A 23,474-nucleotide genomic window follows, 5' to 3' on the forward strand; every position below is an offset into this window, starting at 1 on the left:
GGTCCAGGCCCACGCCGACGCGGCCGGTGATATCGAGTGGCTGGTGTCGGTGGACTCGACCATCGTGCGGGCTCACCAGCACGCCGCCGGAGCCANAAGGGGCGAAGGGAAACGGGCGAACCATCAGATCACGCCCTCGGTCGAAGTCGAGGCGGACTGAGCACGAAAATCCATCTCGCCTGCGACGGCGCCGGCCGCGTCCTGGCGTTCGTCCTGTCTGGCGGCAACGTCAACGACTGCACCCGCTTTGAGGAGGTCATGGCCGCCATTCGAGTCCCCCGCGCTGGCGGCGGCCGACCACGATCACGACCTGACCACGTCATCGCCGACAAGGGCTACTCGTCAAAAGCCATCCGGGAGCACCTGCGCCGCCGAGGTATCGGCCACACCATCCCGGAACGCTGCGACCAGCAGGCCAACCGCCGCAGACGAGGACCCCGCGGCGGACGACCTCCCACCTTCAACCGTCAGATCTACCGCCACCGCAACGTCGTAGAACGATGCTTCAACCAGCTCAAACAACACCGCAGCGTGGCCACCCGATACGACAAAACCGCCACCTCATACCAGGCGACCATCACCATCGCCGCGCTACTTCAATGGATCTAAACCTTTGAAGACGAGCCCTAGTGCATGCCGGGTGCTGCGTTTACTATTCGCGGATACGTTGGCGGTGCGGGGAGAGGTGCGTGGGGAAGATCGCTCTGATTCTCGCGCCAGGAGTGGTGTCGCCGGCTGAGGCGCTGGCGCGGGCCTGCGGGCTGACGGCTGTCAGTGTGGGTGATCTGTTCCGTGAGCATGTGCATCGTCGGACAGCGGCCGGCCTGCGCTTCCAGCGCTACATCCGCGACGAGCGGCCGGTTCCCGCGCAGATGGTGGAAGACATCGTGGAGGAGGCGCTGGCTGGCGCACCGGGCGGCTGGGTACTCAGCGGATTCCCGCGCACGATCAGCCAGGCGGAAATGCTGACGCGTATCGGCTGCGAACCTGACAGCGTGATCGAACTGGCGCTGGCCGAAGAGCAGATCAGCCAGGACTGGCGGCTCGCCCGGGAACGCGAGACCATTGCCAGCCTCCAGGCCTCGTACCACGAGGCTGCCGGACCGCTACGAGCCCGCTACCTCGCCGCCGGTGTGTACCGGGCAGGCACCGGCACCGGTATTGCCGGCTATGAGCAGATGGCCAGCCAGCTGATCGCGCTCGTCCTCAACGGCCAGGAGTCTGCATGGCCAAGTCGCTTCCCAGCTGAGCCGGGTCGTGGTTGAGGCGGGCATCGAATCAGACGGCCCCAGTGCCGGGACGAACCCATTCGCCATGCTGCGGGACAGCCCCGAGGCCCGCAGGTCAGGATGTTGGCTTTCGTCATCGCTAACCGCACCTGCAGGAGACCGGAACTCCAGCGACCCGCGTTCCCCGAAGGGTTTAGCCTGGGACTTGTTCGCCGAATCTGAACTCCGTGAGGTTGTATGCCCCTCCTGAGGGCGGCTGTGGCACCGGGGGTCCCCGCATGGGTCCGCCGCAGGCTGGCACGTGCTGGTGCAGACGTGGCCACGCAGGACTTCCTGCTGGCCGCCGGCCTGGGCGCGGTGTTCGTCTTCATGTACGTCACATCGGCGGCAGGCGCCTGGGGCGGGGCCAGCGCCGTGATGTCGCGGGCTGCGCTTCTGGGGCTTGTGGCCGAGCTGTTCGCTGCCGGGATCTGGTGGTGCCTGACCGGGGGAGAACGCACGGCCAGGCTGCGGATCCCGCGCCGCTGGCGCCCGGGCGTCCTGACTATTCCGGATCTCAATCAGGCCCTGGAAGGCGACAGCCCGGCATACGACCAGGTCCGCCAGGTGCAGTCCGTGTGTGACCGGCTGCGGGCGCACAGCTCCGTCCGTGACGGCTGGATCCCGTCAGTCTCCCTCGGCGCTATCGACGAGGTGGAGTGGACTTTGACCGGCCGCATCCTGCGGCTGGCAGCAGCGCGCCGCGGCATCCGCAGCGCCCAGCCGCAGGGTGGAGAACTCAGCCAGGAAGTACGCGCTGTGCTCGAAGCACATGCTGGGCAGCTGGCGGCAGATATCGAGGCCCTGGCTGTCCTGGACAGTGCCGCCGGCCGGATCAGCCTGATGGCCGGGCCGGGCAGCGGTGAGACCCGCAGCCCAGGCCCAGAACTGCCGCTGGGGGCTCAGCCCGGTGACCTGGCGGATATCGCAGCCGTTGCTCTGGCGGTACAGGCCTTTGCAGAACAGGCAGGCGGCGAAGCGCATAGGCGGTAGCCGCCTGCGTGCCGGGCGAGCGACCTCGGCGATCGGCAGCCGGACCGAGCCGCTAGCTGTACCCGGCCAGGACGCCAGGCAGCAGGCGCGAACGCCCACTTGGGACAGTCTTCCCGTCCTGGTGCCGCAGGTATTGTGAACTGGCGGCCTCCAGCTGGGCGGCCAGCGGCACTGAGTCGGGAGATGTGATGTCGAGGCTGTCCCAGCAGCAGATCCGGGTCCTGTCGGCTGCCGCCCGCGGCGACCTCGCTCATTCCATAGCGGACAATACCGATCGTATCGACGAGCCTGGCTGGCCGCGTGTCACCGGCACTGTCACCGCGTTGCGTGCCAGGCGGCTTCTGCGCCCGGGAACAGCCGCCCATCCGGGGATGCGCATGAGCCGTATCTGGGAACTCACAGACGCAGGCCGAGAAGCCCTGTCCGCCCTCCGCGCCGGTGATGATGCCAGCGGTGCCACAGGCCTGTAGCTGGCAGTCTGTGTTCGCCGGCCGGGCCGCGATCGCCATGCCGGCCAGGCGATAGGCTCGGCACGGCCGGGGGCAGCCACACTGCACGGCCACCGTGGTCTTGCCCGGTGGGAACCAGGCAAGACCACACCCTCGGCCCGGTGACACCGGCTAGCCGGATGCGGCACGCGTACACCACCAGGACGTACCGCCGGTGTAGGGTCCCAGCGGTCGTGAGCAGCGAGGTGTCCGTTGAGCTGGCATTCTTCGTTTGTCTCAGTCTGTGATCAGTCCGATTCGTCTCAGCGCTGTGATCACCGAGGTTCCAGGATGAGCCGTCGTGCCCATCCGCTTCGCACCTTCACTCTGGCCAGGGGCTATCCGTCTCAGATTGATAGCCCATTTCTCAGGCTCGCTACACCAGGGCCACCTGGGACTCGAACCTAGAACCAAAGGATCAAAAGATCAGCTTTGCGGCTCTTGCGGTGGGGGCAGCCCCGCTTCAGTTTTTGTCAGGATGGTGGCGAGTTGAAATCGGCTGGTTGCGCCGTGGGCTTCCATCAGGGCGTGGATGTCGTAGGCGATGGTGCGGGCGCTGACGTGGAGGCGTTCGGCGATGACGGTGTCGGTGTGCCCCTGGGCGAGGAGGGCGATGATGTTCTGCTGGCGGGGGGTGAGGTCTGGTCCTGGGTCGGGGGGCGCCGCGGCATTCCAGTGGTGTTCGAACAGGTGGTGTAGTCCAGCGACGAGGGTCGGCTCGTCGACCTCGAGGACGACTGGGCGGACCAGACTGGACACGAGTGCGGTGCGGTGGTCGATGATGGTCAGGAAGCCGGCGACGTCGGCGGCCTGACGTTGGTCGCCGCGCTCATTGGGGGAGCTGGCGGAGGACAGGGCTTCCGGCGCGCCGACCAGGCTGACATCGCGAAAACGCGCTCCGCGCTGTCGGGCCTGGGCGACCAGGGCTGCTGTGCGCCGGGAGGCTTCGACGTTGACCGGGCTCGCGGTGAAGGCAGGGCACAGATGCATGATGTCGTGGCGTGCCGACCCCAGCAAGGCCAGATGGCGGGCCGATACCGTTTCCAGTGGCAGGATTCTAATGCCGGCTAGGGGGTTGGTGGCGGCTGCGGCTTCGATGGTCTTGAGCGTGGGGTCGATCCGGGCGGCGCGATTGTGGAATCTTCGTCGGTGTAGCGCGACGATCGCTTTGTCGGCCACGACGGCGGCCCACCACGGATGGTTGTTCCTGTCGAGTGCCGGCGGGTTGATCTGCACGACCAGGCCATTGTTTTCCAGTGCTGCGAGCTCAGCGGTGACTAGGTCACGGTCCATGCCCAGCCGGCAGGCCAGCGTCGGGGTGCTGGCCTGCCCGTCCGCACTGAGGGTCCGGTAGACCAGGTCAGCGTCGAGCGGCAGCCCGAATCGCGTCAGCGACGGCAAATTTTCCAGCCCCACGCTCGCCCCCTGTTCCTGCGGATGCCGCGCTCATGATTGCAGGTACTCGCAACCAGACGCTGCCCCGCCTGGACCAGGCACCGCGCCGGAGGCAGGCTGTACCCCCGGCTGTTCGCAGCACAGGTACGTAATGGGGGATCTATCCTTGTCGCGCATTTTCTTACCTACCACCCGCGCGGCGAGCCTGAGCGCAGGGGGCGGGAGCGCTGCGCCTGTACGGCCGAGACGCCGACGGCCAACTCCGCGAAACCTGGCACGGCCCCAACATCGGATCCTGGGCCACCTGGGCCCAAGAACCCGCCATGTCACCATGACATCCACGAGCGTCGGCAAGGCATAACCACCCTCGGGCTCTCCACCCGCCGCGGTCGACGGCCCGGTGCCGCTGGCCGTGGCGGCGCTCAGCAGAAAGACCCGCTATACCGTCCCGCGATTGCAGGAACTCGCATTTAGGTGCCGCGAACCCTGAACCCGGGTGCCGCGGCAGAACCAGATTTTATCCCAGGCCGCGGATCGGCCTGAGCTCCTACCACATTTCTTGTGCAACAGCGTGAAGGGACCTTTGCGATGCGATGGATGAGAGTTCTTGCCGCGTTATCGACTGCACTGACCATAGCGGTAGCTGCTCCAGGGCTTCCAGCCGAGGCGACAGATAACCAGACGTTGGCGAACACAATTCGCGAGCACATCGTTCGGGGCATCGAAGCCCAGACGTCATTCGGGGACATGACAGGTGAGGGTGCCTTCGAATTGGCGGGCATGCGCCAGGTCTCTGCATCGGCGTCGGACGAACAGCGCTATGCGGAGCGCGGTATCACTTTGCGCTCGCCGCGTATTTTCCGCTACTCCAACACCGGCGTCTACGTGACGGTCGCCAAGTTCCATTTCAACGGCAACATCCCCGAAACCGGGGACGAGCTGACAATCATTGGCTGGAGCAACATCGGCAAGGATGACGGCTTCGCCGTCAAGTACGACGCTGAGGTAACCGACCTGGGTAGTGCCCTGATCCTCTGCCCTCACCGTGAGGGGTGCCGCCGACAGGACCGAGCTGCGGGCGGAGGATTTGATGGTCCCGTTTTCGAGTTCCAGGATCAGGTCGATGCGTCCAGAAGAATGACCAATCACGATGTGGGCTATATCGTGCAGACCTTCGCCCACAAGCCTAACGCGACGGGTTGTGTCCAGGCCAAGGCCAGCTACGTACACACCTGGAATCAATGGGACATCGTGCAGCTTGAAAAGACCACCGGGTCTTCTTTCTCGCTGACCCTCGGTTGGAAAGTGATCGATCTCGGCGGCTCGCACACCAATGAAAATACGGTTGTGCAAGAAAAGCAGAACGAGGTGTGGGCTGCCCCCTCCGCCTCCTCGCACACTGGCTGCAGCGATCCACTTAGCATCGGCACCAGCACCCCCATCACAGAAGGATCGTCCTCGCCGCAGCCCGCCACAGTGCCGTTGAACCCGTCCAATGTCTCCGACGGCACGCTGATGCGGGAACCGTCCGGTCTGGTGGCAGTCGCCGCCGGCGGAGCCCCACATGGATTCGCCTCGTGGGGTGAGCTATCGAGCCTGGGGTATGGCAACGCTCCGATCCGTGACGTGGCCGCTGGTTTCTTCGGGCAGATGCGGTCCACGCCGGTGGACGGCACGCTCGTGCGTCGAGCCGACGGCTGGGAGGGCGTGGTGGCCGGCGGACATGCCTACGGCTTCAACTCCTGGGACGAGAAGAACGCCGCCGGCTACGGCAGCCGGGCAGCCGTCACGATCCCCGGCCGCAACATCGACGCCCTACTCACCACCCCGCCTACGGCGGGCGCCATCGTCGCCAAGCCCGTAGGCAGCCTGTGGATGGAGGCCGTCGTCGCCGCCGGACGAGCATTCCCCTTCGGCTCGTGGAGCGAGAAGCAGTCGCTGGGGTATGCGAGCTCACGTGCAACCTCGATCCCAGGTCGCGACTTCGACGCGCTAGCCGCCGCCCCCGTCGCCGATCGCACCATCATCGCCAAACCAGTCGACGGCGCCTGGATGGAAGCTGTCACCGGCGGCGGCCAGGCGTTCCCCTTCGCCTCCTGGAGCGAGAAGAACGCCCTGGGCTACGGATCGATGCCGGCGGTACCAATTCCGGTACGTGACTTCAACGCCCTGGCCTCCACCCACGTCGCAGACGGCACGATCGTAGCCAAGATGATCAACGGAATCGGGCTGGAAGCCGTCGTCGCCGGCGGTGCGGCGTTCGGCCTCGCTTCAGGAACCGAGAAGGCCACACTCGGCCACTCGGGCAAGCCTGTGGTATTCATCCCCGACCGCAATTTCGATGCCCTGGCCTCAGCTCGAGTCGCCGACGGCACCGTGGTCGCCAAGATGGTCAACGGCATCGGGCTAGAAGCCGTCACCGCCGGAGGCCAGGCATTTGGCCTCGCCTCCTATGCGGAAAAGAGCCAACTGGGCCACACCGGCAAGACCGTAGTTTTCATCCCGGACCGCAACTTCGACCCCATGGCCGCCGCAAACGCAGCGGACGGAACTGTCCTCCGCAACGGCTCGACCGGCGAACTCGCCGTCATCCTCGGCGGCAAGAAAAGGATCTTCACAAGCTCCGCCGATTTCGCCAGCAGCACCTACCAGAACAACCCCGTGACAACCATCCCGACCCGAAACTACAACGCGCTCGCCACAGCTTGACGTCCGGCTCCCCGGAGCCCGAAGACCACTCTAACCCATGACTACTACCAGCCGAATGGGTGCAGAGATGCAGTTCGTAGCCCAGCTCCCAGCCACGAACCATCTCCCCGGCGCGCGCTGAACCTGAGCGATCCGGCGGGAGTTTCACGATCGTGAAACTCCCGCCGGATCGGCCCGGGAAAGTCCGCTGACCAACATGGCAGTAGAACGTGCGCCACGGAGCCGTGGACCGCAACGGGCACCGTCGAAACCCGCCCGCGCAACAGGTCCGTGCCGCAACGCATCAACAACCACCACGACCGCCTCCCCCCACCGCCCGACGAACATATCCAGGCGCAGATACGGGAAATCCGATGCCATCCCACGCACCACCCAAAGCGAACGAGCGAATGTCCGAATCCCGCATTGCTCAGACATTGCTCAACTGAACTGGGAATTGCTCACGGAAGTTGGGATCCTACAGCCGCCGAGGTGAAGCGGGATCTCAGCGGAAGTCGCGTGAGACTGCCGCAATCGGCACGCCCAGCGGCGTGACACGCTCAGCGGCGAGGCTGATAGCCCCGCCGGCGGACTGCAGTTGCCCGCAGATGATCAGCCCGCCGGAGCGGCGGATTACCCGGCCCGCTTTTGCCAGCAGGCCCGGTGTACAGATGACGTTGAGGATCCCGGTCTCATCCTCAAGCGACAAGAACATGACACCATCTGCGGTCTGGGGCATCTGGCGGTGGGTGACCTGCCCGGCCACGGTGACCCTGGCCCCGTTACGGTGACCGGGGATGCCGCTGACGGGGACGACGCCCTGGCGGTTGAGCTGCGGCCGGAGGAACGCTACGGGGTGGTCTTTCGTGATGCCCGTGGCCCAGGCGTCAGCGCGTGCGATGTCGAGGGCGTCCATGCCGGGCAGCATGGGTGCTTCGGCTCCGGGAGTGGTGCCGGGAAGCGTTCCCGGATGTGCGCGGGCGGCGGCTCCGGCCGCCCAGAGGGAACGGCGCCGGTCCTGGCCGAGGGATTCGAGGGCGCCTGCGGTGGCGAGGGCCTCCAGCTGGGCGCGGGTAGCCCCGGTGCGGCGTGCGAGGTCGGTGATCGATGTGTAGGGCGCGCCCTCTGCGATCTGTGCAGCGAGGTCGTCGCCGATGCTGCGGATCTGGGTGAGGCCTATGCACACGACCGGACCGGACCGGCCCCACTTTCCGGGTGCGGTGCGGCGGGGTGCGGTGCGGCCGGTTCCTTCGAGGGAGGCTTTGGGCTGGCTGGCGTTCACGTCGGGGCCGTGGACGGTGACGCCGTGGCGGCGGGCGTCGGCGACGAGGGTCTGGGGGGAGTAGAACCCGAGGGGCTGGGCTGCGAGGAGCCCGGCGCAGAACGCGGCCGGGTACCAGCGTTTCGCCCAGCAGGACTGCCACACGATGTGCGCGAAAGAGATGCTGTGTGCTTCGGGGAACCCGTAGCCGCTGAAGGCTTCGAGGCTTGCGTAGAGGTCGTGCGCCTGGGTTTCGGGGATGCCGCGGGCGGCCATGCCTTCAAACAGCCTGGCCCGGAGTTTGGCGAGTTTCGTCTCGGCGTTTTTGGCGTTCATCGCGCGGCGGAGCTGGTCTGCTTCGGCGCCGGTGAGGCCGCCGAGGCTGATGGCCAGCATCTGCACCTGTTCCTGGAAAATGATCACCCCGAGGGTTCGCTGCAGTGCTCCTTCGGCGAGGGGGTGCGGGTAGGTGATGGGCTCGTCGCCGTGGCGGCGCCGGACGAACGGATGTACCGAGCCGCCTTGCACCGGTCCTGGGCGGATGAGCGCGACGGAGCAGACGAGGTCGTAGAAGGTCTCCGGGCGTAGCCGGGGCAGCAGTGACATCTGGGCGCGGGACTCGACCTGGAAAACCCCGATGGTGTCCGCATCGGAGATCATCCGGAAAACATCGCGGTCGTCAGCGGGAAGCTGGGACAGGTCGAGTGGAACGTCGTAGTGGCTGTTGGCGAAATCGCGCACGTAGTGAAGGGCGGTGAGCATGCCCAGCCCGAGCAGGTCGAACTTCACCAGCCCAGCTGACGCGCAGTCATCCTTGTCCCACTGGAGGACGGACCGGTTCTCCATTGTGGCCCATTCGACGGGGACGACGTCGATGACGGGCCGGTCGCAGATGACCATGCCGCCGCTGTGGATGCCGAGGTGGCGGGGGTGTCCGCGGAGCTGCTCGGCATAGGTCACGACTTCTCCGGGCAGTGCCTCGCCGGGTTCGGCAGTGGTATCGGGTTCGGTGAGGGGTGTGGGGCTGTGGCGGGGCTGGTCCCGGGACCAGGCGTCGGCCTGCCCGACGGAGTAGCCGAAAGCGCGGGCGACGTCGCGGATCGCGCTCCTGGTGCGGTAGGTGATGACGTTGGCGACGAGTGCGGTGCGTTCGCGGCCGTGGCGTTCGTACACGTACTGGATGACTTCCTCGCGCCTGGCGTGCTCGATGTCGATGTCGATGTCGGGTGCTCCTTCGCGTTCGGGGGACAGGAATCGTTCGAACAGGAGCTTGTAGCGGATCGGGTCGGCGTTGGTGACGCCGAGGGCGTAGCAGACCACCGAGTTGGCGGCCGATCCCCGTCCCTGGCAGAGGATGTCGTGCTCGCGGCAGAACCGCACCAGATCCCACACGACGAGGAAGTAGCCGGCGAACCCCAATCCGGAGATGATGCGCAGTTCGATGTCGAGCTGCCGGTAAGCGTCGGGATGTTCGTGCCGTGGCCCGTACCGGCGGGCCGCGCCTTCCAAGGCCAGCTTCCGTAGCCAGGAGTCTTCGGTGTGGCCGTCGCCGGTGGGAAAGGGCGGCAGGGCGGGTGCCAGAAGCTGCAGGTCGAATGCCAGTTCACCGGCGAGATGGACGGACGTGGCCAGGGCATCGGGGCACCAGGCGAACCGCTCGGCCATCTCTGCGGCGGAGCGCAGGTGTGCAGTGGCGGCGGGCGGGAGCCATCCGGCCATCTCGGTGAGGGGCCGCTGGGCGCGGGTCGCGGCCATGATCGCCGCGAGCCGTGAATCGGCGGGGGTGGCGTAGTGCACGTTGTTCGTCGCCACCACAGGCAGACGCGCATCCCGGGCCAGGGCAGCCAGAATGTCGTTGCGGTCATCGTCTCCGGGCCGGTCATGGTCTGCCAGCTCGACGACCACACCTTCGCGCCCGTACAGGCCGGTGAGCCGATCGAGTTCGGCCCGCGCGGCCTGTTCCCCGCCGGCGGTGAGGGCGCGGCCGATGTGGCTCTTCCGGCACCCTCCCGTCAGGACAACCACGTGGTCGCGTAGCTCGGCGGCGAGTTGTTCCTCGTCGTAGATGGGCAGGCCTTTGCGCCCGCCGGCGAGCTGCGCGCGGCCGATCATGCGGGACAGGCGGGCGTAGCCCTCCGGGCCACGCGCCAGCACCAGCAGATGCGCAGAATCCGGGTCGGGGTCACCCACGCCGGGGGCGGTGAGCCCGAGGGACAGTTCCGCGCCGTGCACGGCTGGCAGCTGAACATCGCGGGCGGCGTCGGCGTGGCGGACGACGCCGTAGAGGCCGTTGTGGTCGGTGATCGCCAGCCCGGCAAGGCCCAGCCGTGCGGCTTCGGTGACCAGCGCTTCGGGGGTGGAGGCTCCGTCGAGGAAGGAGAAGCTGGAGTGTGCGTGGAGTTCGGCGTAGCCGGGTTTGCGCCGCCGTGCCGCTACGGGCGTGACGGCCGGCCCGGGTTGTGGTGCGACCGGCGGGGGAGTGCCGGTGCCGGGTGGTGGGGTTGCGGGCTGGAGGGTCATGCGGCCGCGGAGTTCCCGCCAGCCGTAGGGGCCGCCTCCTTCCCACCTGCGGCGGCCTCGCTGATGCCGCAACGGCGAACCCTCAGGAGGTGTCTGGTCAGTCATAGATGGCCTCGACAGCCCAGTTGCCGCTGGCGAGGACGGTGAGGATCGCGCGGCCGTCGTCGAGGACGAGCTGGCAGCGTGCCACCCGGCTGGCGATCTCTGGTTCCCACCAGTTCTCATCAACCGGCCACGGCCCCGCCCACTCGGCGACGCGGTGGCGTCCGGGTCCCCATTGGATGGCGGCCGGTGGCGCGGAGATGCGGACCCTGCCGGTAACGGTGACGGGCCGGCCAGCAACATCGAGAACGTCGATGGGTTCAGGGCGGGTGAGGACAAGGCTCGGCGGCACCTCAAGGAGTGCCCCGGGCCAGGGCCGGTCCGCGGGGAGCGGCGGGGCAGGTTCATCGCCCCACGGGATGAGAACGGTCTGCTCGGCTGGTCCGCGCCCGCCGGACGGCACGGCCGTCACCACAGCCTCAGGGCCAAGGAGGCCCTGAATCCGGACGGCGGCGCGGTGTGCGCGGTCGCGTCCTTCGCCGGCTTCGCCCCACAGTCCGGTCTGGATGCCGCCTGAGGTGATGATGCCGTCGGGTGTGAGGCGCAGCCGGGCGATGCCTGCGGTGGGGCCGTTGCCGCCTCGGTTGCGGTGGGTGAGCCAGCCGTCGAGTTGCCAGCGGACGCGGTCGGAGATCGCGGCGGTGGTGAGCAGCCCGTCATGCCGCCACGTCCGCGCCAGTTCCTCACCCACGGCTGTTACCGCCTCGATCAGCAGGCGGCTGCACGCCAGGCCCCGGCCCGCAAGGCGGTCGTGAAGGCGTTCGGCGAGGATCCGCCCGGCGAACGCCGCCTGATCGACGCGTTCGAGGGGTTCGTCGTATCCCGCTTCGACCGCGAGGTCCGCTGGCGGGGTGCGGGGTGCGAGGGGCTGCCCGTCGCGGCCGGCCGCGAGACGGTGAGCAAGGAGCCCTTCGACGCCGAATCGTGCGCCGACGTCACCGGCGGGCAGGGCCGCGAACTGGCCGAGTGTCTCCACGCCCAAACGGATCAGGAGGTCGGTGAGCTCGGGCATGCCCAGCACTCCGGCAGGCAGGCCGGCAAGAAATGCTGGTGTGTGGCCGGGCGGGATGATGCGGCCGTCGCGGGCGGCGAGGGTGGCTGCCCAGATGGTGTCGGCGATCCCGACCGCAGCGTCCACACCGCACACGGCCGTGAGGTGTTCGGTGATGACCTGCCCTGCCTGTACCTCGCCGCCGTGCCAGCGGGCTGGTCCTTTCGCGGCCATCGCACACAACCCCGGGCGCACGACCTCCACACCAGCAGCCAGGTCCTCGACAGCGGCGACGATGGGTTCGAACATGCGGGCGTCGCGGGCAGGGTCGTGGTCGATGATGCTCATCTGCGGGACGAGGCCCTGCGCGTCACGGCGGCGCATACCCCGCCGGACACCGGCGGCCTGGGCTGCGGGGGACGCGGCGCGGACGCGGTGCTGGTGGAGCACTGCGACCGGGGTATAGATGTCGGCGAGGCCGTCGAGGCCTGCGGCGATCACGGGCCAGTCGTGGACGCCGATCGCGATGGCTCTCACGACGTCACCAGCCGCAACCCGCCCCTCGCCTCCGCAGCGGGGTCTGAGGTGTCCGCGCCGAGGGTGATGTGGCGGGGCCTTCCGCCGCGTATCGCGGCGGTGACGTCGAGGCGGCGGCTGCGGAGCTGGCCGCGGCCGTGCCGGATCCCCGACCACCGGCACCCGCCCGCCTCCACCACCACGTCCGGCCCCGGCCAAAGCGCCCCATAGACCGCGAGGACGGTGCCGTGCTGGCGGGCCCGCGCCGCAAGCCTTCCCGCAAGCGCGGCCGGAACCGGCCCGGCAGGGGCGATCACCACCAGGTCCACCGCGCCGACCAGCGCGGCTGCGGCGTCAGCCCACCGCGTACCGGGCTCAGGGACGAGCAGCCACCGTTCCAGAGCCACACCAGCAGCGGCGGCAGCGCGCCCGGCCCGGGCGAGGGCCGGCTGCCCGACCAGAGCACACCAGCCCCCGGCACCCGAGACGCCTCCGGCGAGGCGCAGCAGGACCTCCGCCGAGCCGGTCACCGTCACGACCTGGCCGTGCTGCAGGCCGCGTGGCAGCAGGCCCGGCAGCCCCGGCACCGGCCAGCCGGCGGGGCCGCCGGTCCCACCGGTGGCGGTGCGGACCTTGCCCGCCAGAGCACCGGAGCGCAGAACTTCCGCGAGGGCCGCGCGCCGGTCGCCGGGGGCTACCGGGTTGTTCCTGTCTGCGGGCAGGGCAGTTCCCATTTGCCCCACCTCCCGCACACACGCAGCCACGAAAAGCCCAGCTCACACCCATCATCGGCGGGTGTGGCCTGTTCGCTTTCAGCTTCGCACACTAGTACGAAACTTGTGCCTGCGGGCAGCTAGTTCTGGCCGTTGTCACACCCCAGATCACCCGCAACGGGCACCCGGGCACAGACCGCCAGCTGCCTGCCAGGCGTGGCCTCACCAGAGAAGGAGGGGGAGAGGTTCAGGCCGGGTCGAGGAGGTGCGCGCCGTTGTTGCGCACGTTGCCGACGGCCGGGCCTACCGGGCGGGCGGACATGACATTGGCCGCCGGTTCCAGCATCGCCAGGAGATCGGCGGGACTGGCCTCAGCAGCGGGGTTCAGCCAGTCGGCCCAGGCACCTTGGGGGACGGTGAGCGGGGTGCGGTGGTGGATGTCGCGCAGCGGCCCGGCTGACTCCGTGGTGAGGATCGTGGCGGTCCATAGCCACGCTGCCGGGTCCTCGCCCGGGACGGCATCGTCGCGCCACAGTTCGTACAGCCCGGCGAAGGAGACCCCGCCGCTGTCGCTCGTGTGCAGGTAGAACGGCTGCTTGCTGCCGCCGGGCTTCTTCTGCCACTCGAAGTAGCCATCGGCCGGGATGATCGCCCGCCGGGAGGTGAGCGCTTTGCGGAACGACGGCTTGCCCGCCGCGGTCTCACTGCGCGCGTTGATCAGCCGCGCGGCACCGGAGGTGTCCTTCGCCCAGGACGGCACCAAGCCCCACCGCACGGTGCGGATCTGCCGGGTGACCGGCCCGCCATCACGGCCGGCCCGCTCCACCACCGCGTATACCTCAGACGTCGGGGCGACGTTCCAGCTCGGCGGAAGCTCCGCCGCCGGGGCCGCCGCCGCATAAGTCTCCGCCAGGGCTGCCGCGCTGCGGGTCGCCGCGTACCTGCCACACATCGCCCCACCGTAGCCCGGCAGCCCGCCTCCCGGAACACGCCGTGAGAGACCTGCTCCCCGCCGCGGGCTCGTAGCCCTTGGCTGCACCCTGCCGGTGCTATCCAGAACTGCCGACACGGCGGGGCAGGCCAGGCCATGATCAGAAGATGCCCGCCCAGCCGCTGCGTGCCCAGCGGCCTTGCCGCAGTACGCCGAAGGGGAGCCTGCGCGCGAAACTCACAGGACACTGGCTCTCGCGCCTATGGAGTCTCGCCGGGCAAGTTGCTTTGGCTGCCCCAGTTTTCGATCGCCGTCCGGATCGCTGCGGTCCGCGGGTGATCAGCGCCGTGTATCCGGGTCAGGTCCTCGAAAAGTGACGACCCGACTTGCCGGGCGCCGTGCAGGTCGCCTGCTTTCGCCAGAGACATCGCGAGGTTGCTGCGCATGTGGAGTGTGTCGTCGTGGTCGGCACCGTGTAGCTGCGTCAGTAGCTGGACGACAGCTAAAGCTTCGCCTGCTGCGCGGTGCCACTGGCCTGCCTGGCCCAGCAATCTAGCGCGGTTTCCACGTGTTTTAAGGGTTCGGGGGTCGCCAGAGCCGAACAGGCGGGTTTCGCAGTCAAGGAGCGTTGCGCTGTGCTCGGTCGCTGCGGCGAAGTCGCCTGCTGAGGCGAGGATCCAGGAGAAGCTGGCCAGGGTGTTCATGGTGTGCGGATGATCGTGGCCGTGCAGCTGAGTCTGACGGTCAAGGACATGCGCCAGAACTGTGGCTGCTTCGCCGGTTTCACCGGCGTGGCCGAGGAGCACCGCCAGGTTAGCCTTCGCGACAAGAGTGAGCGGGTGATCGGTCCCTAGAGTTCGTTCCTTCGCCTCAGCGATCCTGGCGAGCGCAACTGAGGCTCCGCTGAAGTTGCCGGTTCGCGTCCGCCAAGCGGCAAGGTCCGCCAGAGTGCGGAGTGTTTCTTCATGGTCGGCCGCCAGGATCCGCTCCTGGGCGGCGAGCAGGGGCATCGCCGCGTCGATCGCCTCTGCGTATCGTCCAGACGATGCCCGTATCCGGGCAAGGTTTGTACGAGTAATCCGTGATTGCTCGTGGTCCGCGCCGAACTCGGCCTCAAGGTCGGGCAGTAATGCGCGAAGATCAGCCTCTGCTTGTTCGGTGTTTCCTGCTGCGTCGTGTAGTACCGCGATGTCGTTGCGTAGTACCAGTGTGAAGAGGTCCCTGGGGCCGTACACGCTTATGTAGTCCTCGCGAAGGGCCATTGCGGCTTCCAGCGCTGGTTCAAACTGCCGGGACGCCATCAGCAGGTCAAGCAGCCTGCGCCCGAGCGACAGGGTCCGTTCATGATCTGAGTCCTCCTGCTTCCGAGCGGATTGCAGTAGCGTTGTGACTATGGCTGCCGCTCCAGCCCTGTCGCCTGATTGCTCGAGCCAATGGGCGAGAGAATCTTTGAGGCTGATGGTGTCACCGTGCGAGGCTCCGAAAACCCGCTCGAAGTGAGGGCAGAGGGTCTGCAGGATTCTGGCTCCTTCGGCGGGGTTCCCGTTCTTTCCCTCGAAGTCCGCCAGGTACCTGTGCGTCGCCAGTGTAAATGGATGGTACTGGCCAAGAATCCGGCTCTGGTCGCCGAGCACAGCCTGATATGCGACGGCGGCACGAGCTTGCTGGCCCGCTAGCCCCAGCCAGTAGGCGAGCGCCGCTCGCGCTTGGAGGGTCTGGACGTGCTGCGGCCCGAGGACACGCTGATGGAGGGCAACCACGGGTCCAAGCATGTCCACCGCGACGTCCGGCCCTTCGGTGTACCCCCGCTGAACTGCGAGGTTCACCCGCGAAATGAGCGTGTCTGGATGGTCAGGACCGAGTACGGCTTCGCGCTGGGCAAGCAGTGACTCGAACTGGACCACCCCGTCTGCGTGATCGCAGCAGCTGTTCCTGGCAATCACGTTGTTGCGCGCGGTAAGCGTCCTGGCATGGTCTGGGCCGAGCACCCGTTCGTAGTCATCGGCTAGCTCGGCGGTCACAGCCTTCGCTTCGTCCTCCTGGCCAGAGCGCTCCAGCCAGACCACCAGCTCTTCCTTGACGTGCAGTGTCAGCTCGTGATCTGGCCCCAGGATCTTTGTACTGTCCAGCAGCAGTTCTTTGAGCTCTCCCGCGGCGGTTAAGGCATCGCCTGCTTTCCCGAGCGATTCTGCGTGATCGCCGCGGGCGCGCAGTGTGCTGGGATGATGCGGCCCAAGTGATTCTAGTCGATCTTCCAGGGTAGAAGAAGCGGCGGAGATGGCCGTCTGCGTGCTGTTCCGCTCGCCGGTCCAGTTCGCGATAAGGTCACGTAGCGATGCGGTGAGCTTGTGCGACGGCCCATGTGCGTGAGCCAGCTCATCCAGTAGGTCGCTGGCGTTCTGGACCGCAAGACCCAGATCGCCGCTCACATGGATCCAGGTGGCCACGTCCATGCGGAACTGGAACACCTCATCGCTACCCGTGCCAGTCACCCTCTGGTAGTCGGCTATGAGGGAAGCCGCCTCTGCCTGGCCTTCGGTGAGACCAGAGGAGGCAAACAGCCAGCGAGTAAGGTCCCGCCGCAGCTCGAGAGTCTCCTCGTGATCGGCCCCTAAGACCTGGACATAGTCGTCGCGGAGGACAGTGAGCAGCTCTACGGCTTTGCCAGGCTGCCCCGCATGGGCCAGCCAGGTGGCTTCATTCCACCGGGTCAGCAATGTCTCGCTATCCAACGGGCCGCACAGCCGTGCGAACTCCCCAGCGAGCAGCCCGTTGAGTTCCGCGGCGGCGTGGCAATTGCCGGCCTTACCTGTCCAATGTGCGATGTCACTTCGCAGCGTGAGGGTCATCAGATCCTCGGCGCCGAGGCGCTGTTCTGCCTCTCGCAGTAGCTCCGTGAACCGCTTGATCGCCGCTGCCGGATTGCCAGTGTCGCCCAGACTGTGGGCGGCGTGGCCAACTGCGGCATGCAGGACTGGCCGCCAGAGACTGTCGGGCGCGTGCAGGTACAGCGTGTCGGTGTTGGACCGCAGTGCCTGGGCGGTGACCGGCCCGTCGTTGCGAGATTCCCACAGCTCGGTGAGTACGCTGGCGGCTGACCGTGCGGTGCGGGCCAGATGGTCTGGGTCCTGGGCCTCGCGTATGGACCGGCCGACAAGGCCGTGCATCCGGACCATGCCATGCTCGCGCGTGATCAGGTTGAGGCGCTTCAGCGTGCTCAGGGCGTCGTGGACATCATCGCGGCTGACAGGTGTACCGCACGCCTTGAGCATCGCCCGTTCAGAAACAGCACGATTGTGCTGTACCCACCGAAGGCACGAGCTGGACATGAACAGCAGTTCGGGGATTCCCGCAGGATCAAGGAGACTGGCTAGCTCTAGCAGAGGCTGTGCCAGGCCGACGGGGCGGACCCGGTTTGCAGCGTCGACGGACAGCGACCACGTCGCAGCGACAGTGCGGCCGTACTCATCGACCGGCGACGTCGCGCCGGGAAAAAGATCCTTCAGCGTGCGCTGGCGGTCGGCGAAGCGCTGGCGATAAGTCCAGTACGTCAGGTCAAAGTTGTCCATATACGCAGCCGCGTGGCTCAGCGCGACAGGCAGTCTGCCGAGATCATCAGCGAGAGCAGCCAGCTCATGGCTTCCGCCGACTGTAGGAGGCCGCCTCGCAGTGAGGTAGCCGACGGCTTCATGCTGTGTGAACACGCCGAGCTGATGGACGATCTTGCCTGCTGTGAGGCTGGCTTCGGAGTTTCGCGTGGAGATCAGCGAGCGCCCCGTCTTGGTTACGGGAGGCCACAGCCCACGCAGGTCCGCAGCACTGGCCACGTCATCAAGAACGACCATCCAGCGTTTCGGCGAGTCTTCCAGCCACAGGAGCATGTCCTGCGCATCCGCTGACGTGTCGCTGCCATCGCCGATGCCGAGCCGATAAGCAGCGCGTGCGAACGCTGACTGAACCGCGTCACGGGACGACGCCTCGACCCAGATCAGAAGATCCACTGCTGCCGCCGACCAAAGGGTTCGGGCTAGCCACGCAGCCAGCTGTGTCTTACCCACGCCGCCCATCCCAGACACGATCACCGCAGGACGGGCCGCGCCGTCAAGCGCGAGCAGCTCAGCGAGCTTCCGGCAGTCGGCCCGTTCCTGAAAGAAGTCGGCTTGAAGCGGTGGGCGCCCGACGCGGAAGGGCCAGGCGACCGGCGGAGCCGGTGAGGAAACGTGCATGTGGAGCGTGTTGCCCGAGCCAACTTGCACCCCCTGGAACCACGCACGTCAACTCCACGTGGTTCCTCAGCCCCTCTCGTCATCCACGCCGCCCAGGACGACAACAAGAGCTCACGTCAGAACCTGATGTTCATCGTGTTGTTATCCCCGACCTGAACGCCTTTCGCATCGCGCAGATCGACAACATACTTTCCCTGCCTGAAGCCCGCCGGATCTGCAAGCTGCAGCACCCGCTGCGCCACGCGGACGACCTCGTCGCCGAGTTCCACCGCGGCCAACTCCGAGCCCAGCACCGCGCGCCACACCTCAGGCTGAACCTGTACGCCCTCAAGGGCCGCAGTTCCCCGGCTGGAAGCTGCCAGCCGTGATCCGACCAAGCCCTTGAGCGACTGGTACGCGTCCTTCACTGCGGCCGACGCCGTGTCTTTCAAACCGGCCACCGACCCTGCGGTGATAGCCGCGATCACAATGGATGCGGGATCCACGTTCACCTCACCTGAAACTCGTCAGAAAAAATTCGAGGAGAGCCCACGGCCTGAGGCCAATGGCAGTGTCGCAGCCCGCGAAACCCTCAGCCAAGGACAAGGCCTGCATCCGACACAAGGTGCCCGCGTAAACCCGATCAGCTTGGCGCCTGGCGCGGGGAAAGCCCGCAGGATTGTCCGCAGTTCCGTCGGCGGCTGTGTGCAAGCGGGGCGACCGGGGCGGAAGATACCTAGACGCGAGATGCCCTCAGGCTGGCGGGCGGGTAGCAGCCTGATGATCTAGCTTTTCCTGCGTTGGTGGACTGCTGCTTTCATGCGCTGGATATCCGCTTTGATGAGGAGGTCAGTGCGGACTTCGCCATGGTCTGGGCCGAAGAGGGATGTGTCGATGGTTATGGCGGTTTCGATGGCTTGCTCGGCTTTGCTGAACTGCAGGTGCGCTGCCCATGCCTGTGCGAGGTGGACGTGGACTGCGGCAAGAAGCCCGCGATCGGAGTCGAAACCTGTCTCGGTGAAGATGGAAGCGGCTTCGCTGAGATCTTCCAGAGCGCGGGAGTAGGACCTCTGGTCGAAGAGCAGGCGGCCGTGGGTTGCCAGATAGTGGGCTCGTTCCCGGCTGCGGGGGCCGCAGGCTTCGAGGGCGGGCTTGGCGAGCTGGAGAAGTTCATCTGCGAGTTTGTAGTTGCGGGCATCGATAGCGCCATCGGCGGCGGCCCGCTGCGCAGATGCTTCCTGGAGCCCGTTGGCTCCTGACTTCTTGCGGTAGTGCAGGATCTGCATCTCATGGTGAAGAACGGCTTGGTGGTCGCCGAGGTCACGGGCGATATGGACGCCGTTGTTATGCAGGTCAGCGAGAAGATAGTCGCTTGCCTCGTGGACACGCGGCCGGGCGAAAGCCGACGTGCTGACATTGAGGGCCTGCTGGGTGTCGCCGAGGAGGTAGAGCATCGCGGCATGGACGTGATCGACGGATGCCTGCGGGCTGGGCTCAAGTTCTCGTTCGCCGTCGAGCCAGGGGCGTAGTCCGTTCAGTACTTCCTGCGCGAGGCTGCGGCGTATCTGGTGGGCGGCGACCGCGCCGAGGTCCAGCCAGCCGGAGAGGTGGAAGGTGTCGTCGCCGGTGTCTTCCTGGTAGGCGCGGCCGAGGTTGATGATGCTGCGGAGCAGTGCGATCGCGTCGTCGGGTTGCCCGTTGGCCTGCAAGGCACCTGCGGTGGCTCGCTGCTGGTTCATGAGCACGTGAAAGGGGACGATACCCAAGTTCGATGCGTCATGAGCCGCACGGAATGCGTTGAGTGCGAAGGCACATGCGGCCGGGCTGTCCCACGCTGCGATCTTTCCTGCGCGCGCCAGGAACCGGCATACCAGCACGCAGGCGGTGATGACGCCGGGACCTTGGTGCCCGAGTTCCATGGCGTGCAGAGCCAGCGCGGCCAGATGGTCGATGGACTGGGTAACGGCCCGGTCGACGTCGTTGGGTGACGGCTCATTCAGGTCCTTCATGAACAATCCGATGCCGAGTTCCAGCCATGGCAAGGGATCGGGTTCGAGGGCGCGCATGACGATCGCAATCAGAGGATGAACCGCCACACCGCCGGGCGACCGGCTCACCAGCGAAGCGGACACCAGCGCGTCGATAACCCCCGGGTCCAGCGCGTCGTCAGAAAATATGGGACTGGCCTGAGCCCGCTGGCTGACGCCGACGGCGAACTGCCTGCGGGCCGGCTGAGGCGGCTGCGCCGTCACAGCAGGGCTACCCGGACCCGGGGGAGAAGCCTGCGGGGTCAGCACGAACGCGGTGCCACGGCGTCGCTCTAGGAGCCGCTCGTCGATCGGAGCCTCAGCCATGTAGGCGAACATGGCCAGAAGGTCGTAGCTGTCTGGTGATCGTTCCCGCACCGCGTCGACATTGAGGTGGATGGACTGCAGGAGCGTCTGAGGATGCCCGGATGCCCAGCCCTGCTGCAGTACCTTCGCGGGCGACGAGGCAAGACGGCCCAGTACGTCGCTGAGCGTGCGGCGTGCGGACATGCAATAGTTCACCGCCTGGGTGATCGCCAGCGGATGGCACGCTAGCCTGGAGGCAAGGAGTACCGCTTCGGCATGGGCCTCGCCAGGCAGGAACCGGGCGATATAGGCGGTTGCCTCACCGCTAGGCCAGGCACCCAGCTCGATGGTCCGGTAGCCGTGGTCGAGATGGGTAGCGGTGCTGGTGATGATGACCCTGCACAGCGATGAACGCGGGACAAGCCCCAGCACCGCATCGGCATCCGTGACACCATCGATGACCAGGAGCGTCGCGGAATTCCCAGGCAACGGGGCTGTGACCGGCCCTCGGACCTCAGCGATACCGCTCGGCTGCGGTTCTTCAAGGGCAGCCAGGCCTTCCTCGATGCTGCCGCGGGAGGTTCCGTTGATGAAAACCGGAGCGAACTGGCCGCTGTGCAGGGCGGCGAACTGCAGGGCCAGGCTCGTCTTGCCCACCCCGGTCATCCCGTGCACGACCACCGGCGCCACCTCCACAGGGTGACCGGGTCGCAGCAGCCGGGCGAGTTCATCGAGTTCAGCGGCACGGCCCGTGAACCCGGGGTCAGGCTGCCAGCCAGGCCGGGGGACCCGCGGCGCCTGCGCCGATAGCTGGTCGTGGACTGCCAGCAGCCGGTTGAGGACATCATCGCGGCCGGCGTACTCATGCCGGATCCTGATCACTTCCCTGACCTCAGCAAGACCGGCCAGCGTCGCGGCCCGCGCAGCTTGAAGCGTGCCTTCGCGCTCAGTGTCGGTGGAGGACTCCCGGACAAGCTTGCGTAACTCCGCGAAACACGCCTCCGCGGTGGCATCGGTGCCAGTGCGGTACGGGCGCAGCAGGTCAGCGGTGCGCCGGACGCAGATGTCGCCGATCTCCTTACGCCTGGGAAGTGGGTCCTCAGGCATGTGCAGTGCCCGCAGAAAACGGGCCGCGTCGGCTAGGTCCGTGCCAAGCTCAGTAGCGAGGTTTTTCAGCAGCGACGGTTTTGGCGTCTCACGCAATGCCGTAGCCCGCCACAGCTCATGGGCCTGGCCGCTGAACCCCCCGCACGTCCAGAACGCCACGCTGCACTCCCTGCCGTGCTCCGCCCACTTGGCATGAAGATCGGTGAGCACGCGGTCAGCCCGCAGATCACTCCACCTCCAGGCGCTCCCAGAAGTCCTGCTGTCCTCGCGATGTTTCACCGACACCAGCTCGACGCCACCCGACCGGGTCAGGATCACGAAATCGGTCGAACGTTCCAGGACCACACCCTCAACGTCCTCACTGGACAGGTGGCCAAGCAAGACCAGCGCGGCAAGATCGTATTGGTACTGCATCCACGCCGCGACCTTCGGCGCAGGATTCCTGCGGTCACGGGGCAGCCCGGCATGCTTGTCCGCGCCAGAGCTCATGAATGCACCTTCCGATCGCCGATGACGGTGGGATAGGTATACATCGTAGTGAAGGGCGCCGACAATTCCGGTATAGCCGAAGTGATCATGGTGGCATCTGAGGGCACGCCAATGGTTGTCAGCCTGTTCGCCGCAGCCGGAGCACGTTCCGGGGACCTGTTGCTGATCCGCTGGACCTTGCCATCACGGCGAGGTGGCGAGCCGGTGCTCTAGGACGCAGGTCATGGCCGGCAAGAACTTGGACACCTACCAGGCCACGTCCACCTGGACCGCGCGTGCTCATCGCCCCTGCGGGGGTAGAAACGAACGTGGGCCGACGTGACCATCCAGAGCCTGGCCCCGCCGTGCTCATCGCCACTTTGAGGGGACGAAGCGGGAGCCTGTTTCGGTGCGGCGGCGCGGTGGCTGCCCCGGCCTGCTCCTGCGTGCCCCTGCACGCGACCTCCGAATCTGGGCAAGCTGACTCCATGATCCGCTATGCATCGCAGTCACCTCACGATGAGCTGCCGTCCAGCGCGCTGCCCCCGAACCTTCCACTCCAGGCACATCAGAGCTATGAAGCCGCCACCAACGCTGCATTAGACCTCTATGCGGCCACACCGCTCACTGACGGTGCCCTCGCCGTATGACTAGCCCGATTACGTCGCCACGTCTGGCCGTTACTGGTAGAGGACCGGCCGCCTGGCCGCGCGAAGTGCTCCGGCCTGACAGCCTCGAGCCGATTCCTGCGCTGGCACCACCTGGGCTCGCCGGATCGCCGATCAGCACAGACGGTCCCGTCCACACCCCCAGTCCAGGCCACCCAGCGGGACTGCCCATGGCCGTGCTCGCCGAGCCCCAGGCCGCTGTTTCCCTTGTGTATGCGGCCTCCAGCATGGACGTCGCGGGCCGGATACCGGACCGCACCGTCCCGCGCGCGCTGCGCTGGCACCCGGGCATGCCCTACGACGTCACACCCGACACCGCCACTGGGCTCATCATGATCCGCCCGGGAAACGCCTACAAGATCGGCGGCCACGGCAGGCTGCGCCTCCCGAAACCCGCTCGCGCCAGCCTGAACCTCGCCACCGGCACCCGGCTGCTCCTCCTCGGCATCCCCGAAGCTGACCTCATCGTCCGCCTCGACTTCGACCGAGGGCGTGATCTGATGGTTCGCCCGTTTCCCTTCGCCCCTTTTGGCTCCGGCGGCGTGCTGGTGAGCCCGCACGATGGTCGAGTCCACCGACACCAGCCACTCGATATCACCGGCCGCGTCGGCGTGGGCCTGGACCCCTTCGAGCATCGCCGAGAATGTCCCATCGAGAGCCCACCTGCGAAAACGGGTGTAGACCGACTGCCACGACCCGTAACGCTCAGGCACATCCCGCCACGTCGCACCCGCCCGGATCTTCCACACGATCCCGTTGAGAACACGACGATCATCCGCCCGGGGACGACCACCAGTGACCGCCCCCGGCAGGAATTCCCTCAACGT

11 protein-coding genes and 2 pseudogenes are annotated in these 23,474 nt (G+C 66.9%); 4 read left to right on the top strand and 9 right to left on the bottom strand.

Annotated elements, in window-relative coordinates:
* The 3 genes and pseudogenes from A3G1_RS39620 to A3G1_RS0113585 all read left to right on the top strand — a co-directional run.
* A pseudogene (locus A3G1_RS39620) lies at positions 1-609 on the top strand (IS5 family transposase); the annotation flags it as partial.
* 80 nt (positions 610-689) lie between these two features.
* Positions 690-1,265 (top strand): nucleoside monophosphate kinase, encoded by a 576-nt coding sequence (locus tag A3G1_RS38565; RefSeq protein ID WP_157641126.1) that lies wholly within the window; start codon positions 690-692, stop codon positions 1,263-1,265.
* A gap of 279 nt (positions 1,266-1,544) precedes the next feature.
* Positions 1,545-2,261: a hypothetical protein gene (locus A3G1_RS0113585; RefSeq protein ID WP_018350022.1), complete on the top strand. Its 717-nt coding sequence runs from the start codon at positions 1,545-1,547 to the stop codon at positions 2,259-2,261.
* A gap of 914 nt (positions 2,262-3,175) precedes the next feature.
* On the opposite strand, the gene A3G1_RS41760 is transcribed toward A3G1_RS0113585, so the two are convergent.
* Positions 3,176-4,165: a helix-turn-helix transcriptional regulator gene (locus A3G1_RS41760; RefSeq protein WP_157641127.1), complete on the bottom strand. Its 990-nt coding sequence runs from the start codon at positions 4,163-4,165 to the stop codon at positions 3,176-3,178.
* 576 nt (positions 4,166-4,741) lie between these two features.
* On the opposite strand from A3G1_RS41760, the gene A3G1_RS40550 reads away from it, so the two are divergent.
* Positions 4,742-6,853, top strand: a complete 2,112-nt coding sequence (locus A3G1_RS40550) for a hypothetical protein (RefSeq protein ID WP_157641128.1) — start codon at positions 4,742-4,744, stop codon at positions 6,851-6,853.
* A gap of 484 nt (positions 6,854-7,337) precedes the next feature.
* Here A3G1_RS40550 and A3G1_RS0113600 read toward each other — a convergent pair whose 3' ends face one another.
* From A3G1_RS0113600 to A3G1_RS41765, 8 genes and pseudogenes are all read right to left on the bottom strand, one after another.
* Positions 7,338-10,613: an error-prone DNA polymerase gene (locus A3G1_RS0113600; RefSeq protein WP_018350025.1), complete on the bottom strand. Its 3,276-nt coding sequence runs from the start codon at positions 10,611-10,613 to the stop codon at positions 7,338-7,340.
* 97 nt (positions 10,614-10,710) lie between these two features.
* On the bottom strand, positions 10,711-12,243 hold the full coding sequence (locus A3G1_RS0113605) for a DNA polymerase Y family protein (protein ID WP_018350026.1): 1,533 nt from the start codon (positions 12,241-12,243) through the stop codon (positions 10,711-10,713).
* Positions 12,240-12,956 carry a hypothetical protein gene (locus tag A3G1_RS34820; protein ID WP_018350027.1) on the bottom strand — a complete coding sequence of 239 codons (717 nt, stop codon included), beginning with the start codon at positions 12,954-12,956 and terminating at the stop codon, positions 12,240-12,242. Before A3G1_RS34820 ends, A3G1_RS0113605 begins: the two co-directional genes overlap by 4 nt.
* A gap of 226 nt (positions 12,957-13,182) precedes the next feature.
* Entirely contained in the window at positions 13,183-13,887 is a 705-nt protein-coding gene (locus A3G1_RS0113615; protein ID WP_018350028.1) for an SOS response-associated peptidase, read from the bottom strand.
* A gap of 239 nt (positions 13,888-14,126) precedes the next feature.
* The gene (locus A3G1_RS0113620) at positions 14,127-18,092 is read right to left on the bottom strand and encodes a tetratricopeptide repeat protein (protein ID WP_157641130.1); all 3,966 of its coding nucleotides are present in this window, start codon (positions 18,090-18,092) and stop codon (positions 14,127-14,129) included.
* Between the two features lie 116 nt (positions 18,093-18,208).
* Positions 18,209-18,577, bottom strand: coding sequence for an RIP homotypic interaction motif-containing protein (locus A3G1_RS0113625; RefSeq protein ID WP_211216307.1), 369 nt, complete (start codon positions 18,575-18,577; stop codon positions 18,209-18,211).
* Positions 18,578-18,856: 279 nt separating this feature from the next.
* Positions 18,857-22,000 (bottom strand): ATP-binding protein, encoded by a 3,144-nt coding sequence (locus A3G1_RS0113630; protein ID WP_157641131.1) that lies wholly within the window; start codon positions 21,998-22,000, stop codon positions 18,857-18,859.
* Between the two features lie 1,115 nt (positions 22,001-23,115).
* A pseudogene (locus tag A3G1_RS41765) lies at positions 23,116-23,474 on the bottom strand (IS5 family transposase); the annotation flags it as partial.

The organism is Longispora albida DSM 44784 (assembly GCF_000379825.1).
In the GTDB taxonomy this organism is placed as follows: Bacteria; Actinomycetota; Actinomycetes; order Mycobacteriales; family Micromonosporaceae; genus Longispora; species Longispora albida.

Excerpts from the sequence above, each read along its gene's own strand:
- A3G1_RS0113615 (WP_018350028.1), bottom strand. The coding sequence starts at position 13,887 with ATGTGTGGCAGGTACGCGGCGACCCGCAGCGCGGCAGCCCTGGCGGAG.
- A3G1_RS0113620 (WP_157641130.1), bottom strand. The coding sequence starts at position 18,092 with ATGCACGTTTCCTCACCGGCTCCGCCGGTCGCCTGGCCCTTCCGCGTC.
- A3G1_RS40550 (WP_157641128.1), top strand. The coding sequence starts at position 4,742 with ATGAGAGTTCTTGCCGCGTTATCGACTGCACTGACCATAGCGGTAGCT.
- A3G1_RS34820 (WP_018350027.1), bottom strand. The coding sequence starts at position 12,956 with ATGGGAACTGCCCTGCCCGCAGACAGGAACAACCCGGTAGCCCCCGGC.
- A3G1_RS0113630 (WP_157641131.1), bottom strand. The coding sequence starts at position 22,000 with ATGAGCTCTGGCGCGGACAAGCATGCCGGGCTGCCCCGTGACCGCAGG.
- A3G1_RS0113600 (WP_018350025.1), bottom strand. The coding sequence starts at position 10,613 with ATGACCCTCCAGCCCGCAACCCCACCACCCGGCACCGGCACTCCCCCG.